The following is a 16,781-nucleotide window of genomic DNA, read 5'->3' on the forward strand; positions in this document are numbered from 1 at the left end:
CACCCAGAAACGCGCTAATCAGACAGTTCGTCGGACGATTCTATCCGGAATCCGATCTTGAGGGTGACCTGCGTGTGCGCCACCGAACCGTCGTCGATGTGGCCGCGGACATTGACCATCTCGAACCACTCGAGGTGACGTGTCGTCTCCCCGGCCCGCGCCACCGCCTTCGCGATCGCGTCGTCCACACCCCGGGTCGACGACCCCACCACCTCGATCACCCGATACACATGGCTCATCACGGAACTCCTTCGCATCCGACTCGGCGTACATCCCACCTGTCTCGGATACTCCCGCCCGCGGCCCCACCCCACCCGCGAAACGACGAAATCCACGCGATTCCGCCGCCGATCACACCTTCCGGGTCAACTCTCGGGCCAGGGCGCCGAGCTTCGCCAACCGCAGATCGCCCAACGTGATCGGACCGGATCCGAGCCGATTGGTGACGAACGCGAGTGACAGCCCCGTCTCGAGATCCGCGAACGCCCCCGAACCACCCACCCCGTAGTGCCCCAGCGCGCCGCGCGGCCGCTCCGTGCTCGCGAAGATCGGCTGGTGGTAACCGAGACGCCACGCCATGGGGACACCGAGGACGTAGTCACGGCCCCGCACCCGCACCCGATCCATCTCCGCGATCGTGGCGGGATCGAGGAATGCGGTGCCGTCGATCGTGCCGCCGGCCGCGATCGCGCCGTACATCCGGGCGAGGGCCCGGGCAGTGAACACACCGTTCCAGCCGGGCATCACCGCATCGTGCACCGCTGGGTCATGGACGAGTTCGTCGAACCCGTCGGGCATGGCTGCTTCAGCGATCCCGCTGGTGGGCCCGGCCAGCGACAGCAGGGATGCGCTCAGCTTCCAGTCCAGGCCACCGACGTTGAGCCGCGGGAACAGCGTCGCGATCCGGTGCCGCTCCCGGTGCGGCACCCGGTACCAGAAATCGCGACTGCCGAGAGGTGCCGCGATCTCCTGCTCGACGACGTCCTCGAACGGCATCCCGGTGGCGCGGCGCACGATCTCGGCCACGAGCCAACCGTAGGTGACGGCGTGATATCCCGTGCCGGCGAGCCGGCGCCGGTCCGGTCGCGCTGCGGCGAGCGCTGCCACCGTCCGCTCGTAGTCGAGGATCCCGCGGGTTTCCGGCAGCAGTCCCCGCACCCGGTGCAGTCCGGCACGGTGGGTCATCACGTCGGCGACGGTGATCTCGTGCTTGCCGCGTACACCGAACTCCGGCCAGTACCGGGTCACGGGTGCGTGGTAGTCGATGAGCCCGCGTTCGGCGAGTCGGTGCACGACCGTGGACGCGACCCCCTTGCCCGTGGAGAACGACAGCGCCATCGTGTCGTGTGTCCACCGGCGGTCACGATCCGACCAGCCGGCCCAGATGTCGAGCACCTTCTCACCGTGCAGGTACGCGGTGAGCGCCCCGCCCCCGTCCCGGCGCTGCCGGTAGAGCGCGAAGAAGCGGTCGGCCAGGCGCAGGAACCGCGGGTCGACGTGCATCGCCGTCGGCGACGCCTCGGCATCGTGCCGCTCGACGACCGGCGTCGGCCGCGTTTCGTACGTTTCCGATCCTCGACAGGGCATCGCCTCGACGGTCATCGGCACCTCCATTCGGACAATGCCGCAAAGGCTACGTGTTACCTGCCGTCGCGTGAAGGGGGTTTCGTACAGTTTGTCGGTTGGTGCCGCGGTTGCCTACAGGACGGGCCCGTCGGTCTCCACCGGCTCCGGAGTCGCGAACCGGAACTCGCCGAACGACAGGCACCCGCGACCGTTCGTGACGTTGACGGCGAGAGCCATGTCGCCCTGGCACAGAATCGGATCCGCGCCGTCCCCGACGAACGCCTGCGAGTGCGGCCCGGCGGCCACCAGCGCGACCCCCGGTTCGTCGAGCACACCCAACGCGAGTGCGTCGGCGCCGGTGCCGAACGCACCGAGGAGGGCACCGTGACCTTCCGCTGCCCCCACGCCACCACCGAGACCGACCGCGCCGACGGTGGAGTCGCCGTGCGCATCCGCGAAGCCGACACCGCCGTCGCTGTACCCGTAGGCCGTACCGGCGCCGTCGGTGACCGCGCCGCACGCCTGCAGTCCGTCGACGCGGGTGGTCTCGGCGGCGGCGCCCGGTCTCGCCTCGCAGGTCAACGTGTTCGTCGGCGTCATCGCCTGCGCCGGCAGTACGAATCCGAGCGACACACCGGCGGTCGCCACGATCACCGTGGCGATCCTCGTCAGCCACGACCTCCGCGTCCACGACACGATGACGGCCCTCCCGCGCTTCGGTTCCCGACCGGCTCCTGCTCCCCCGGCAGGTTCCTGTTTCCTCCGACAGTCTAGGGAGTCGTCGGCGTGGCCGCGTCACAGTCGAGGTCACGGGAGCGTCGCGGCGCGACGAATTCACCCGCCGTTCACGCCCCGCCGTCGTCCTGTGCCCGGTCGGTCCGTCCACCGGATCCGTTCACTACGCTCGGCGATCGGTGTCGCGCGAGGGCTGCACGCGTTTCGGCTCGCCCGGCATCTTCGGGTGGTTCGGCGGGTAGGGCAGATCGCCGAGCCCGGCCGCAGCGTCGCGGTCCGCCATCTCGAGCAGTGGGTCGAGAGAGAACGCCGTCGAATCCAGGGACGCCATCGGATCCGAACGACGCGCGAGCAGCGCCGGTACCGTCGCCACGGTGAAGTCGTCGGGTTCGGCGTCGACGAGTTCCTCCCAGGTCAGCGGTGTCGACACCGTCGCGATCGGGGTGCGTCGCACCGAGTACGCGGACGCGATCGTCTTGTCGCGCGCGTTCTGGTTGAAGTCGAGGAAGATCCGTTCGCCGCGTTCCTCCTTCCACCACGCGGTGGTGGCCCGGCCTCCGCTGCGTCGTTCCACCTCGCGCATCAGTGCGATCCCGGCGCGGCGCACGCCCACGAAATCCCATTCGGGCACGATCCGCAGATAGATGTGGATGCCGCGCCCCCCGGACGTCTTGGGGAACCCGGTCAGTCCCAGTTCGTCGAGCAGCGGCCGCATCACCTCCAGGGCGAGGGCACGAGCATCCGAGAAGTCGGTGCCGGGCTGCGGATCCAGATCGATGCGCAGTTCGTCCGGGCGGTCGGTGTCGCCGCAGCGCACCGCCCACGGGTGGAAGGTCACCGTGCCGAGATTGGCGGCCCACACCACGTCGGCGGCCGACCGCACGCGGAGCACATCGGCGGTGCGTCCGGACGGGAACGTCACCTCGCACGTCGCCACGTGGTCGGGGTGCCGCGCGGGCACCCGCTTCTGGTAGATCTCGTCACCCTCGACGCCGTCGGGGAATCGCTGCAGGTGGGTGGGTCGGTCGCGGAGCGCATCGAGCAGTGGGGCACCGAGCGCGGTGGTGACGGCGCGGTAGTACTCGACGAGGTGGCGTTTCGTTCCGCCGTCGGCACCGAGCCGAGGGAAGTACACCTTGTCGGGGTTCGACAGGCGCACCGGGACCCCGTCGATGTCGAGTTCCTCCGCGGGGGAGCGTTTCGCGTTCGCCATCATCGGTCCTCCGTACGTTCGAGCACATCCGTCTCGAGCACGTCGGTGAGGTCGTAGCGCACCGGCACATCGAGTTGGTCGTACGTGCAGCTGCGCGGGTCCCGGTCGGGGCGCCACCGCAGGAACCGCGCGGCGTGCCGGAATCGGGCTCCGGTCTCGACGGTGCCCTCCATCTGGTCGTACGCCACCTCGAGCACCCGCTCGGGCCGCAGGGGGATCCAGCTGCGATCGGCTGCCGACCGCCACCGGGTGGCCTCACCCTCGGCGACGACGTCCGCGCCCACACGTAACGGCTCGAGTTCGGCGAGCAGTTCGCGGCGCCGGTCCGCGGTGAACGCGGACGCGCCGCCGACCGGTGTCAGGTCGTCCCCGCGGTACAGGCCCAGGAGCAGGGATCCCACACCGTCGATGCTCTTGTGTCTGCGGTAGCCGACGAGGACGCAGTCGGCGGTCCGCGCGTGCTTGATCTTGATCATGTCGCGTTTGTCCGGTCGGTAGACGCCGTCGAGCCGTTTCGCGACCACCCCGTCGAGACCGGCACCCTCGAACTCCTCGAACCATCGCTGCGCGGTCGCGGTGTCGGTCGTCGCCACCGTGACGTGGCAGGACGGCCCGCCCCCGACCGCGGCGACGAGGCTTCGTCTGCGGTCCCCGAACGGGGTGTCCATGATGTCGCGGTCACCGAGAGCGAGAAGGTCGAACGCGACGAACCGGGCGGGTGTCTCGGCCGCCAGGAGTGCGATCCGGCTCGCCGCCGGGTGGATCCGCTCGGACAACGCCTGCCAGTCCAACCGGATCGATCCGTCGCGCGGACGCGGGACCACGATCTCCCCGTCCACCACGCAGCGGTCGGGCAGTTCGGCACGCACCGCGTCGACGAGTTCCGGGAAGTACCGGGCGAGATCCTTGCCGCCGCGGGACGCGAACACCACGTCGTCGCGGTCGCGGAAGATCACGGCGCGGAACCCGTCCCATTTGGGCTCGTACGACCATTCGGGTGGCGCCTCGGCGGGTTGTCGTGGCACGACGGCCGCCGCCTTCGCCAGCATCGGCGCGACAGGGGGAACCACCGGCAGATCCATGGGCCCATGGTCGCACCCGGATCGACCCCCGGCACGCCGGTTGCATCGAACCTGCGCTCCGGCAACGGCATTCCCGATCAGTGGTGCACATCACACGATGGGTGCAGCCTGGGGGAACACGGGTCGGGCACGCCCCGTGATCGTGCTCTGCCATCGATGTTCCGTACGCTCCGGTCCATGTCGATTCTCCGTCACGCAGGTAGCGCTGTCGCCGCGCTCGCTGCGATCACCTTCCTGGCTGCCTGCTCGGACGTGGAACCCACCGCCGTCCCCGAAGCCGGCGCCGTCTCCGCCACCACGACCACCTCGTCCGCCGCCCCGTCCACGACCACCCCCCGCACGACGACACCGACCACCGGCGCCGCCGTCGACCTCGACGTGGACGTCGAGATCGGCGATTGCGTCCGACTGGGCGGCACCGTCGACGACGCGACGATCGCCAACGCGATCTGCGGCACCGACGACGCCAACTACAAGGTCGTGGACGTCGTCGAAGGCCGGGACGCCTGCATCTCGGACGTCGACCAGACCTACTACGAAACCTTCCGCGGCATCGAGGCCGGCGCCCTGTGCCTCGACATCGACTGGATGCTCGGCGACTGCTTCGACCTCGGCGGCGAGGACCCGCAACGTATCGACTGCGACGCCACCGCGATCCAGGGGGAGAGGGTCAGCGAGATCCTCACCGGCACCACCGACGTCAACGACTGCTCCACGTCCGACGGCGGCTTCGTCTACCGCGACCGCGACTTCGTCGTCTGCACCGACTCGTTCTGACGCGGCCCGATCGTGTCGGTGGTCGCGGCGACAATGCCCGCAGACCACCGCACGACCGGAGCAGCGAGACGAGGTACCCCACGATGACGCCCTGGCCGGACCGCCCCATCTGCACATTCGATCTCGAAACCACCGATCGTGACCCGCGGACGGCGCGGATCGTCAGCGCGTGCGTCGCCACCCTCGACGGCGACCACGTCACCTCCCGCACGTGGCTGCTCGACCCCGCGGTCCCCATCCCACCCGAGACCACCGCCATCCACGGCATCACCACCGAACGGGCCCGCGCCGACGGGATGGACTACCGCACGGGATACCTCGAGATCCGCCGCGCGCTGATCGACGCGTGGGCCGCCGGGCACACCGTCGCCGCGTTCAACGCGAGCTACGACCTGACGGTGATGGACGCCGAGGGTCGGCGTCTGGGCCTGCCGGCGCTGGCCTTCGGCACGGTCGTCGACCCGTACGTCATCGACCGGGAGATGGACCGGACACGTCCCGGCAAACGCACCCTGGCCGCGGTGTGCAAGACCTACGACGTGGACCTGACCCGCGCGCACGACGCCGAAGCGGACGCGCTGGCCGCCGGATATCTGGTGCGGGCGCTCGTCGTGCGCTTCCCGCAACTCGCCGAACTCGACATCATGGCCGACCAGGCCACCTGGCATGCGGAGCGACAACGCAGCTTCGCCGAGTACCTCACCGGGTCGGGTCGCGAGGCCGGTGACGTCGACGGCAGTTGGCCCGTGCGCGGGCCGGCGGTCGACGTCCTCGTCGGCGATCCCGGCCGTGGACGGCCGGACACCGCACGATCGTGGCCGCGCCGAGCATGGGAACGGTTCACGGCGGCGGTGCGTCGCCGACGGAGGCCGCGCCCGTGATCGTTCAGACGATCAAACCCTGCCTGCGTGCCTCGACGACCGCCTCGTGCCGGCTGTGCACCTCCAGTTTCGCGAGGACACCGCGCACGTAGCTCTTCACCGTCTCGGTGCTCAGCGACAACCGCTCGGCGATTTCGGCGTTGCGACAACCCAACGCCACGTAGCCGAGGACGTCACGTTCCCGCGCGGTCAGCGACACGCGCGCGGTCTTCCCGCCCGCGCCACCGATACCGCGCAGTTTCTCCTCGATGGCCCGCAGGTGCTCCTCGAGTTCCGGATCGGCGGTGATCGCCGCCAGCTCACGCAACGCCAGGTAGCTCTCGGTGATGGTGTCGGACACCGCGCGCGGCAACGGCCGCGGATCACCTTCGGTGTTCTCGAGGAGCGTGATGCGTCGATCCACCTCGTCACGGATCTCGATCTCGCGGGCCAGTTCGCGCGCCGACCGCACGAACCGCTCGGCGACGACCTCGCCGATCGGGGCGGGGGTGCGCAGCCCGCCGTACATGGCGGCACGGGTGACACCGCGAACCACCACGGGCACGGCCAGCAACGATTCGATGCCCTCCGATGCGACGGGCCGGTCGTAGTCGTGGGTGATGTGCCGGGACGCGAAGTAGTCGGCGACGGCTCCGGGACGCTGCTCCGCGATCGCCCGGCCACCGAGGCCACGTTCGGAGCTGATCACGAGGTTGCGCAGGCGACGGCCGCGGGTCCCGACGTGGCCGGTGAGCACGAGGTCGGCACCCTGCACGGCACCGCCGAAGAGGATCGGCAGGCCGGTCGCGGATCCGAGACTGCGCAGTTCGGCCCGCAACGTGTCGATGTCGCGGGGACGCAGCACTGAGCCACTCATTCGTTCCGTCCTCCGGGGTACCGCTCGGTCGGGTGTCGGTGACGCGACGATCCGGTCGGCCGAACACCCTCTTCGTAGGGTAGCGGTGCCGATCCGGTGATTCGTAGCCTCCACTTCGTCCGGTGTTGCAACCATCACAGATGACGCCGGTTCTGCCGATGACGATCCCGGAGGTTTCCGTGTCGACCGCGACCGCCAACCACAGCCAGCTCACCCCCCTGCGCTTCCTCGAGCGTTCGGCGGCCGTGTTCCCCGACCGCACCGCGATCGTCTACGGCGACCGCACCTACTCGTACGCCGAGTTCGCCGACGAGGTGCAGCGGCTCGCGCGGGTGCTGCGGTCGCGGATCACGCCGGGCGACCGCGTCGCCTATCTGACGCCGAACGTCCCCGAGATGCTCATCGCGCATTTCGCGGTGCCGCTCGCCGGGGGTGTGCTCATCGCGCTGAACTCTCGGCTGGCCGGGCCCGAACTGGACTACATCCTCAACCATGCGGAGGCGTCGCTGCTGTTCGTCGACTCCGAGTTCGTCGGGTCGCTGACCGGCGTGGATGTGCCCTCTCTCACGGAGGTCGTCGAGATTCCCGATCCCTCGGTACCGGCACCCGACGTACCCGCGGGTGTGGTGACCGCACAGTACCGCGATCTCCTGGCGTCCGCGGACGCGCTCGACCCGTCTCCGCTGTCGTGGACCGTCGACGACGAGAATTCCGTGATCACCCTCAACTACACGTCCGGCACGACCGGCAAGCCGAAGGGCGTGATGTATTCGCACCGCGGCGCCTATCTGAATTCGTTCGGCGAAACCTTCCACAACGGGTTCACCGGGCAGAGCAGATACCTGTGGACTCTGCCGATGTTCCACTGCAACGGATGGTGCACACCGTGGGCGGTGACCGCGGCCGGCGGCACCCACATCTGCCTGCGCGCGGTGCGCGCCGACGCGATCTGGGACGCCATCGACAACCTCGGGGTGACCAACCTGTGCGGAGCCCCGGCGGTGTGCTCGACCATCGCGAACGCCGAGCAGGCGCATCCGCTGGACCGGCCGCTGCACATCACGACCGCGGGCGCACCACCGTCACCGACGGTGATCGCGCAGCTCGAGTCGATGGGGATCACCGTCGTGCACGTGTACGGGCTCACCGAGGTGTACGGGCCGTACACGATCTGCGAGTACCAGGACTCGTGGGACGCGAAGTCCGGGGACGAACGCGCCGCGCTGCTGTCGCGGCAGGGCGTCGGCATGGTGCAGGCCGAGACCGCGCGGATCGTCGACGAGAACATGAACGACGTGCCCGCCGACGCCGAGACGATGGGGGAGATCGTGCTGCGCGGCAACAACGTGATGCTCGGCTACTACAAGGACCCGAAGGCCACCGAGGAGGCGTTCGCGGGCGGCTGGTTCCACACCGGTGACCTGGGGGTGATGCATCCCGACGGCTACATCCAGCTCAAGGACCGCGCGAAGGACATCATCATCTCCGGCGGCGAGAACATCTCCACGGTCGAGGTGGAGCAGGCCATCATGGCGCATCCCGCGGTGATCGACGTCGCGGTCGTGGGGGTGCCCGACGAGAAGTGGGGTGAGCGCCCGAAGGCGTTCGTGATCCTGAAGGAGGGGCGGTCGGTCACCGCGGACGACCTCATCGCCCACACCCGCACCCTCCTCGCCGGGTACAAGGTGCCGCGCGACATCGTGTTTCCACTGGAGTTGCCTCGCACGTCGACGGGGAAGATCCTCAAATTCGAGCTTCGCGCGGCGGAAATCCCGACGTCCTGACCGTGCGGTCGCGGCGACCTTGGATACTCGACACATGACGACCGGATCGACATCGTCCCGCCGGAACGACGCGGCGGGCCCCGACCCTGCACAATTCCGCGTGCACGTGGTCACGCAGGCGATCCGGTTGTTCTCGGAGTACGGGTACGAGTCGACGACGGTCGAGCAGATCGCCGCGGCCGCCGGGGTGTCGCGGCGCACCTTCTTCCGGCAGTTCCGTTCGAAGGAGGACGTGATCTTCGCCGATCACGAATCGCTGCTCGAGCAGGTGTCGGAGTATCTGTCGCAGGACTTCGACGATCCGTGGGGGGCGACGTGCGACGCGGCACAACTGGTGTTCAAGCATTTCCGCGACCGTCGCGAACTTGCGGTGTGGCGGTATCGGGTGGTGCAGCGGGTGCCGGCGTTGCGCGACCGCGAGTTGGTGACGACGTACCGGTACGAGCGGTTGTTCACCGAGTTCCTGCGCGCGGCGGTGCCGACCGAGAAACCGGTCCGGATCGTGAGCTACGCGGCGGCGATCACGTCGGCGCACAACTATCTGCTGCGGGCGATGATCCGCGGCGACGAGACCGCGACGTCGGAGACGCTGGCCTGTGAGTTGTCGGACCTGCGTCGCACCTTCGGAGTACTTCCCGGCGCCGAATCCCCCGCTGCGACACCGCGTGCCGTCACCGTGGTGACGTATCCGGCCGGTATCCCACCGGCGGAGGTCGCCGAGCAGGTCCGCCGCCAACTCGGCGGGTGACGTTGACTTGGCACTGAGTGCCGTGGTTAGAATTGGAAGATTCCATGACGTCGCGCCCCTTCGAGCCGCTAAGGTGGGCGCGGATCCACCCTCAGGAATGGCACCGCGTGCCGATAAGGAGTTCCGCTCTCATGGCCCTCAACGCCGATTTCGACCTGTTCAAGCTCAGCGAAGAACACGACGCCCTGCGCGAGGCGATCCGCGCGCTCTCCGAGAAGGAGATCGCACCCCACGCCAAGGACGTCGACGAGAACTCGCGGTTCCCGCAGGAAGCCCTCGACGCCCTCAACAAGTCGGGCTTCAACGCGATCCACGTCCCCGAGCAGTTCGAGGGCCAGGGCGCCGATTCGATCGCCGCGTGCATCGTCATCGAAGAGGTCGCCCGCGTGTGCGGCTCGTCGTCGCTGATCCCCGCCGTGAACAAGCTCGGCACCATGGGCTTGATCCTGCGCGGTTCCGACGAACTCAAGGCCAAGGTCCTGCCCGACATCGTGAACGGCGCGATGGCATCGTACGCGCTGTCCGAGCGCGAAGCCGGCTCCGACGCCGCGTCCATGCGCACCCGCGCGAAGGCCGACGGTGACGACTGGATCCTCAACGGCTCGAAGTGCTGGATCACCAACGGCGGCAAGTCCACCTGGTACACGGTCATGGCCGTCACCGACCCCGACAAGGGCGCCAACGGCATCTCGTCGTTCATGGTGCACAAGGACGACGAAGGCTTCATCGTCGGACCCAAGGAGAAGAAGCTCGGCATCAAGGGCTCCCCCACCGCCGAACTGTACTTCGAGAACTGCCGCATCCCCGGCGACCGCATCGTCGGCGAGCCCGGCACCGGCTTCAAGACGGCCCTCGCGACCCTCGACCACACTCGCCCGACCATCGGCGCGCAGGCCGTCGGCCTCGCGCAGGGCGCCCTCGACGCCGCGCTCGCCTACGTCAAGGACCGCAAGCAGTTCGGCCGCCCGATCGCCGACAACCAGGGCGTGCAGTTCATGCTCGCCGACATGGCGATGAAGGTCGAGGCCGCGCGCCTCATGGTGTACACCTCCGCGGCACGCGCCGAGCGCGGCGAAGGCAATCTCGGCTTCATCTCCGCCGCTGCGAAGTGCTTCGCCTCCGACGTCGCGATGGAGGTCACCACCGACGCCGTCCAGCTGTTCGGTGGCGCCGGCTACACCACGGACTTCCCGGTCGAGCGCATGATGCGCGACGCCAAGATCACCCAGATCTACGAGGGCACCAACCAGATCCAGCGCGTCGTCATGTCGCGGGCACTGCTGCGCTGATCCCGCTCGGATACGGTCTGTAGTCGAGAACCCCTCACCGATCAGGAGTCTTTGTAGTGGCAATCGAAAAGGTAGGCGTCATCGGCGGCGGCACCATGGGTGCCGGCATCGCCGAGGTGTGCGCCAAGGCAGGTAGCGACGTCCTCGTCAAGGAAACCACCGAGGAATTCGCCGCGGCCGCGCGTCAGCGTCTCGAGAAGTCGATCGGCCGCGGCGTCAAGTCCGGCAAGATCACGCAGGAGGACGCCGACGCGGTCCTCGCCCGCATCACGGTCACGCTCGACATGAACGAGTTCGCCGACCGCGATCTCGTCATCGAGGCCGCCCCCGAGATCGAGTCGTTGAAGGCCGAGATCTTCGCCGAGCTCGACAAGATCGTGGGACCCGACGCCATCCTCGCGACCAACACGTCGTCGATCCCCGTCATCAAGATCGCGCAGGCGACGCAGCGTCCCGGCAAGGTCGTCGGCGTGCACTTCTTCAACCCGGTGCCGGTGATGCCGCTGGTCGAGATCATCTCCGCGCTGACCACCGACGAGGCCACCGCCGACGCGGTGTTCGACTACGCGAAGAACACCCTCGGCAAGACCGCGGTGCGCGCGGGCGACCGCGCCGGCTTCATCGTCAACGCCCTGCTCATCCCGTACCTGTGCGACGCGGTGCGGATGCTCGAGTCGGGTTACGCGACGAAGGAGGACATCGACGATGCGATGAAGGGTGGCTGCGGCTACCCGATGGGCCCGCTGACCCTGCTCGACACCGTCGGCCTCGACATCGCACTCAACGCCGCGCAGTCGCTGTACGACGAGTTCGCACAGCCGAACTACGCTCCGCCGGCGCTCCTGCGCCGCATGGTCGAGGCGGGTCGCCTGGGCCGCAAGACCGGTGAGGGCTTCTACAGCTACAAGTAGCATCCCGTCCCGGGACCGCCCGGGACCGCCCGGGACCGAGCGAATGTGCCGTTGGCTCTATTGATCAGAGCCGACGGCACATTCGCTTTACGTCTGATTGCCGCTTTACGTCTGCTTGCTCCGGTTCGCGCCGATTCCGACCAATGTCCGCTCATCACCGGTCCTGCCGCTGTAACCCTCCGTGGGGACCTCCGTGCTCCGCTACGATCGGTGAGCGTCGAGAAGTTTCGGATCACAACCGCACGGAGCGAACATGACCGACAGCTGGCTTTCCCGCGACCCGTTCGACGACATCTTCGACCGCTTCTTCGGTTCGAGCAGTATGCGGCAACCTCCCGTCCAGCGCGTCGATCTCAGTCGGCTGCTCAACGACGACGCGAAACGCCTCGTCGCCGGTGCCCGCAAAGCCGCGGAAGACTGGGGCAGTTCCGAACTCACCCCCGAACACCTGCTGTTCGCCGCCACCCTCGACGACCCGACACGCGGTGTCATCAGCGGGCTCGGTCTCGACCCGGACGCCGTCGCCGACCAGATGCGGTCCCTCGTCACCACCGGCGAAAACGACGGCGGACCGATCGTCCTCAGTCCCGCCACGAAACGCGCACTCCGGGTCGCGCAGCAGCAGGCGGGACAGTCCGGGATCAGCTACATCGGGCCCGAGCACATCCTGTACGGGATCGCCGCGAACAGCGAGAATCCGGCCGAGCACGTCCTTGCGGGAGCGAACCTCGGCACGGACGGCTCCGGAACGGGCCGCGGATCCACGCCCAGTTCCACCCCCACGCTCGACGAGTACGGGCGCGACCTCACCGCCGAAGCACGCGTCGGCAACGTCGACCCCGTCGTCGGCCGCTCCGACGAGATCGCACAGACCATCGAGATCCTGTCCCGTCGCCGTAAGAACAACCCGGTGCTCATCGGTGATCCCGGCGTCGGCAAGACCGCGATCGTGGAAGGACTCGCCCAACGCATCGTCAACGGTGACGTACCGTCGACGCTCGCGAACCGACGCGTCATCGCCCTCGACGTCGGATCACTGGTCGCCGGAAGCAAATACCGCGGCGAGTTCGAGGAACGCCTCACGAAGATCCTCGACGAAGTGCGCGAGCACTCCGACGAACTCGTCCTGTTCATCGACGAACTCCACACCATCGTCGGGGCCGGCAGCGGCGGCGAGGGATCCATGGACGCCGGAAATCTCCTCAAACCTGCCCTCGCGCGCGGCGAATTGCACGCGATCGGCGCGACCACCATCGACGAGTACCGACGCTACATCGAGAAGGACGCCGCGCTCGAACGACGCTTCCAACCGGTGCTGATCTCCGAGCCGTCCGTCGACGACACCATCGAGATCCTCCGCGGGCTCGTCGACGTCTACGAGGAACACCACCAGGTGCACTACACCGACGAAGCGCTCGTCGCCGCCGTCGAACTGTCGGACCGCTACATCACCGACCGGTTCATGCCCGACAAGGCCATCGACCTCATCGACCAGGCGGGTGCGCGAGTCCGGTTGCGCACGAAGACACCCGACGCCGACACCCGCTCACTCGAGGAGAGACTCTCCCGGCTGGAACGGGAGAAGGATTCAGCGGTCGCCGCGGAAGACTACGACCGCGCGGCCGAACTGAAGAAGGAGATCACTGAACTCCAGGAGAGCAGCGGCGACACCGTTACCGGATCCACCCCGCAGGTGGCGGTCGAGGACATCGCCGAGGTCATCTCCCGCCAGACCGGTATTCCCGTGTCGGAGTTGACCACCGAGGAACGTCAGCGCCTCCTCGACCTCGAGGATGTGCTCCACGCCCGCGTGATCGGACAGGACGAGGCGGTCCGCGCGGTGGCGGAGGGGGTGCGTCGCGCTCGCGCGGGCCTCGCCGACCCGAACCGGCCCATCGGCTCGTTCCTATTCCTCGGACCCACCGGTGTCGGCAAGACGGAACTGGCGAAGGCGTTGGCAGAGGCGGTGTTCGGAGACGAGGATCGCATGATCCGGTTCGACATGAGCGAGTTCCAGGAGAAGCACACCGTCTCCCGTCTCGTGGGTGCACCACCCGGGTATGTCGGGTACGAGGAGGCCGGGCAACTCACCGACAAGGTTCGCCGGCAACCGTATTCGGTCGTGTTGTTCGACGAGATCGAGAAGGCGCATCCCGATGTGTTCAACGTGCTGCTGCAGCTCCTCGACGACGGTCGCGTCACCGACGCCCAGGGCCGCACCGTCGATTTCAAGAACACCATCGTGATCCTCACCAGCAACATCGGTTCCGACCTGATCCTCGCCGACACCAGCGACGACCTCGAGGCACTCACCCCGAAACTGATGGAACGCCTGCATTCCCATTTCCGACCCGAGTTCCTCAACCGTCTCGACGAGACGGTGGTGTTCCATCGCCTCGACAAGGAGCAGTTGCACAACATCGTCGGGTTGATCCTCGACGGGACACGACGCCTGCTGCGTGCGCAGGACGTCGACCTGGACATCACCGACGCCGCGGTGGGCTGGCTCGTCGACACCGGCTTCCAACCCGAATTCGGCGCGCGCCCACTGCGTCGCACCATTCAACGTGAACTCGACAACAAGTTGTCGAGCCTGCTGCTGGCCGGAACGGTCGCGGCCGGCGACACCGTGCGCGTCGACGTCGACGACACCGGGTTGACACTGTCGCGCGCGGAGACCTCCGACACCGCCACCGACGACTCGGATACAACCGGCAGCGACGACGAATAGCTGCGGTCAATGGTGATGAGTGCGCGAAATATCGCGCACTCATCACCATTTTGCGCCGCTACAGGACGGGCATCGAGGTTGCTCCCGCCCCGCAAGCGATTCACCGCGCGCACCTCCCGGCCGATCGCACGTCAGATTCGGCCGTGCACGCGTTCGTGGAGGGCTTCCATGCGCACGTCGAGGTCGCGTGCGGTCTCCGCGGCGACCCGCAGTTCGTCGCGGAGTTCTTCGGGGACGTCGCGGTCGTGCTTGTAGTAGATCTTGTGCTCGAGGCTCGCCCAGAAATCCATCGCGACCGTGCGGATCTGCAGTTCGACGTACACCGATTCGACGCGGTCGGACATGAACACGGGGATCTCGACGATGACGTGGACACTGCGGTACCCGTTGGGTTTGGGGCGGGCGATGTAGTCCTCGATCTCGATGACGGCGACGTCGCCCTGCCGGGTGATCATCTCCATGATGGAGTACACATCCGAGATGAAGCTGCAGGTGATGCGGATTCCCGCGATGTCGCGGACGTACTCGCGGATCCCCTCGAGCGTGGGCGGGGCGCCCTTGCGTTCGGCCTTCGCGAGGATCGACTCGGGAGACTTGAGCCGCGACTTCACGTGCTCGATGGGGTTGTAGGCGCGAGCGTAGGTGAACTCGTCGCGCAAGATGTTGATCTTCGTCATCATCTCGTCGATGCCGAACTTGTACACCATGAGGAACCGCGCGAGTTCCTGGCTCAGGTCCGGCAACGGGACCAGGATGTCCAGCCGCTCGTCGACAGGCGGCTGCTCGTCGATGCTGCGGGCCTCGTCGGGTCCGGACGCTCCCTGGTCAGGTTCGCCCACGGTCGTCGTCACTTCGTTCCTCCTCGACATGTACCGTCCCCGAGTCTGCCAGCTTTCCGCGTGGGGACGACCTACGGTCGGCAAAAACCTGCCGCAACGTGCGCGGATACACCCCGGTTTCCCGTCTCGCCTTGGCTCGGGTCACGAGTACGCCGACGAGCGCGAGGATCCACACGGGGTACTGGGCGAGCCACGCGACACGGAACGAATCGAAGCCGTACCCGCCGAACGCGTCGAGCAGCAACCCCATCGTCTGCACCACGAGGAGGGTCGCGAGGAACCCGCCGATGTTGACGATGCCCTGCGCGGTACCGAGCACCGGCGTGGGGTTGAAGGTGCGTGCATAATCGAAGCCCACCATCGATCCGGGGCCGCCCACCGAGATGACGACGATGAGCAGGATCAGCAACCACAGGGGCGCCCGGCCGGGCAGCGCGAGGACGACGGTCCACATCGTGGCGCACGCGGCGATGATGGTCAGTACGAGCAGCGACCGCCGGTTCGGGAACCGCCCGGTGAGGATCCCGAGGATCGGCCCGGCTGCGATGGCGGTGCCCACCGACACCGTGAGCATCGAACCGGCAGCGGCGGCGGACAGTCCCTGCGCGGATTCGAGGTAGGGGACGCCCCACATCAACGCGAACGTCGTCACCGAGAACTGGGTGCCCATGTGCGTGAAGAACCCGAGGCGGGTGCCGGGCCTGCGCCACACGACTCCGATCTGGACGACGGTCTCCCTGATGCCGGCGGGTGTGAAGTCCTCGCGTACGCCGGTGGGGCTGTCGCGGACGACGGCGACGACGAGGACGCACGCGAGGACGCCGAGCGCGGCGGCGCTGCCGTAGGCGGCGGTCCATCCGATGTCGGTGAGGATCAGGACGAACGGCACGGCGGAGAGCACCTGTCCGAGTTGCCCGAAGATGCCGGTGAGCTGCGAGACGACCGGGATGCGTCGAGCCGCGAACCACACCGGCACGAGGCGCAGCACGGAGATGAAGGTGAGTGCGTCACCGACGCCGACGAAGACGCGGGCTGCGTACGCGAGGGGCAGCGACTCGGTGATCGCGAGGACGAGTTGCGCGGTCGCCATGGTCGCGGCGCCGAGCGCCACGACCTTCCGCGACCCCCACCGGTCGAGGAGCACCCCCGCGGGAATCTGCATCCCCGCGTACACGATGAGCTGCAGGACGACGAAGCCGGACAGCACGGACGGGGAGATCTGGAAGCGTTCGGTCGCGGCGAGCCCGGACACACCGAAGGTGGTGCGGTGCAGGACCGCGACCACGTATGCGAATACTCCGACGCCCCAGACCAGCCACGATTTCATGATGGGAAAACGATACGACAAATTCTCTTACCGAGAGTAACG

At 67.8% G+C, this 16,781-nt stretch carries 15 protein-coding genes; 7 read left to right on the top strand and 8 right to left on the bottom strand.

Annotated elements, in window-relative coordinates:
• Positions 1-14 precede the first annotated feature (14 nt).
• From LDQ05_RS02135 to LDQ05_RS02155, 5 genes are all read right to left on the bottom strand, one after another.
• Positions 15-239 (bottom strand): dodecin, encoded by a 225-nt coding sequence (locus LDQ05_RS02135; RefSeq protein ID WP_226435246.1) that lies wholly within the window; start codon positions 237-239, stop codon positions 15-17.
• A 112-nt stretch (positions 240-351) separates the two neighbouring features.
• Entirely contained in the window at positions 352-1,602 is a 1,251-nt protein-coding gene (locus LDQ05_RS02140; RefSeq protein WP_372461011.1) for a serine hydrolase domain-containing protein, read from the bottom strand.
• A 96-nt stretch (positions 1,603-1,698) separates the two neighbouring features.
• Complete coding sequence (locus LDQ05_RS02145) at positions 1,699-2,262, bottom strand: DUF6764 family protein (protein ID WP_308013141.1); 564 nt, start codon at positions 2,260-2,262, stop codon at positions 1,699-1,701.
• 202 nt (positions 2,263-2,464) lie between these two features.
• Positions 2,465-3,514, bottom strand: coding sequence for a DNA polymerase domain-containing protein (locus tag LDQ05_RS02150; RefSeq protein ID WP_226435285.1), 1,050 nt, complete (start codon positions 3,512-3,514; stop codon positions 2,465-2,467).
• Complete coding sequence (locus LDQ05_RS02155; protein ID WP_226435248.1) at positions 3,514-4,596, bottom strand: ATP-dependent DNA ligase; 1,083 nt, start codon at positions 4,594-4,596, stop codon at positions 3,514-3,516. The genes LDQ05_RS02150 and LDQ05_RS02155 overlap by 1 nt, the downstream gene beginning before the upstream one ends.
• Positions 4,597-4,773: 177 nt before the next feature.
• On the opposite strand from LDQ05_RS02155, the gene lppU reads away from it, so the two are divergent.
• Both lppU and LDQ05_RS02165 read left to right on the top strand, forming a co-directional pair.
• Entirely contained in the window at positions 4,774-5,373 is a 600-nt protein-coding gene (lppU, locus tag LDQ05_RS02160; RefSeq protein ID WP_226435249.1) for an LppU family putative lipoprotein, read from the top strand.
• 83 nt (positions 5,374-5,456) lie between these two features.
• Complete coding sequence (locus LDQ05_RS02165; protein WP_226435250.1) at positions 5,457-6,254, top strand: 3'-5' exonuclease; 798 nt, start codon at positions 5,457-5,459, stop codon at positions 6,252-6,254.
• Positions 6,255-6,258: 4 nt separating this feature from the next.
• Here the strand turns inward: LDQ05_RS02165 and LDQ05_RS02170 are convergent, their stop codons facing one another.
• Complete coding sequence (locus LDQ05_RS02170; RefSeq protein ID WP_226435251.1) at positions 6,259-7,110, bottom strand: response regulator transcription factor; 852 nt, start codon at positions 7,108-7,110, stop codon at positions 6,259-6,261.
• Between the two features lie 158 nt (positions 7,111-7,268).
• On the opposite strand from LDQ05_RS02170, the gene LDQ05_RS02175 reads away from it, so the two are divergent.
• From LDQ05_RS02175 to LDQ05_RS02195, 5 genes are all read left to right on the top strand, one after another.
• Positions 7,269-8,894: an acyl--CoA ligase family protein gene (locus LDQ05_RS02175; protein ID WP_226435286.1), complete on the top strand. Its 1,626-nt coding sequence runs from the start codon at positions 7,269-7,271 to the stop codon at positions 8,892-8,894.
• Between the two features lie 34 nt (positions 8,895-8,928).
• Positions 8,929-9,642, top strand: coding sequence for a TetR family transcriptional regulator (locus tag LDQ05_RS02180; RefSeq protein ID WP_226435252.1), 714 nt, complete (start codon positions 8,929-8,931; stop codon positions 9,640-9,642).
• 131 nt (positions 9,643-9,773) lie between these two features.
• Complete coding sequence (locus LDQ05_RS02185) at positions 9,774-10,931, top strand: acyl-CoA dehydrogenase (protein WP_226435253.1); 1,158 nt, start codon at positions 9,774-9,776, stop codon at positions 10,929-10,931.
• 62 nt (positions 10,932-10,993) lie between these two features.
• A complete protein-coding gene (locus LDQ05_RS02190) occupies positions 10,994-11,842 on the top strand; it encodes a 3-hydroxybutyryl-CoA dehydrogenase (RefSeq protein WP_226435287.1) in 849 nt (282 codons plus the stop codon).
• Positions 11,843-12,095: 253 nt separating this feature from the next.
• A complete protein-coding gene (locus LDQ05_RS02195) occupies positions 12,096-14,573 on the top strand; it encodes an ATP-dependent Clp protease ATP-binding subunit (RefSeq protein WP_226435254.1) in 2,478 nt (825 codons plus the stop codon).
• 131 nt (positions 14,574-14,704) lie between these two features.
• On the opposite strand, the gene LDQ05_RS02200 is transcribed toward LDQ05_RS02195, so the two are convergent.
• Both LDQ05_RS02200 and LDQ05_RS02205 read right to left on the bottom strand, forming a co-directional pair.
• The gene (locus LDQ05_RS02200) at positions 14,705-15,424 is read right to left on the bottom strand and encodes a GTP pyrophosphokinase (RefSeq protein WP_372461012.1); all 720 of its coding nucleotides are present in this window, start codon (positions 15,422-15,424) and stop codon (positions 14,705-14,707) included.
• Positions 15,399-16,739, bottom strand: a complete 1,341-nt coding sequence (locus tag LDQ05_RS02205) for an MFS transporter (RefSeq protein WP_226435255.1) — start codon at positions 16,737-16,739, stop codon at positions 15,399-15,401. Before LDQ05_RS02205 ends, LDQ05_RS02200 begins: the two co-directional genes overlap by 26 nt.
• Positions 16,740-16,781 lie beyond the last annotated feature (42 nt).

The sequence above is a fragment of the Rhodococcus yananensis genome (genome assembly GCF_020515525.1).
In the GTDB taxonomy this organism is placed as follows: Bacteria; Actinomycetota; Actinomycetes; order Mycobacteriales; family Mycobacteriaceae; genus Rhodococcus; species Rhodococcus yananensis.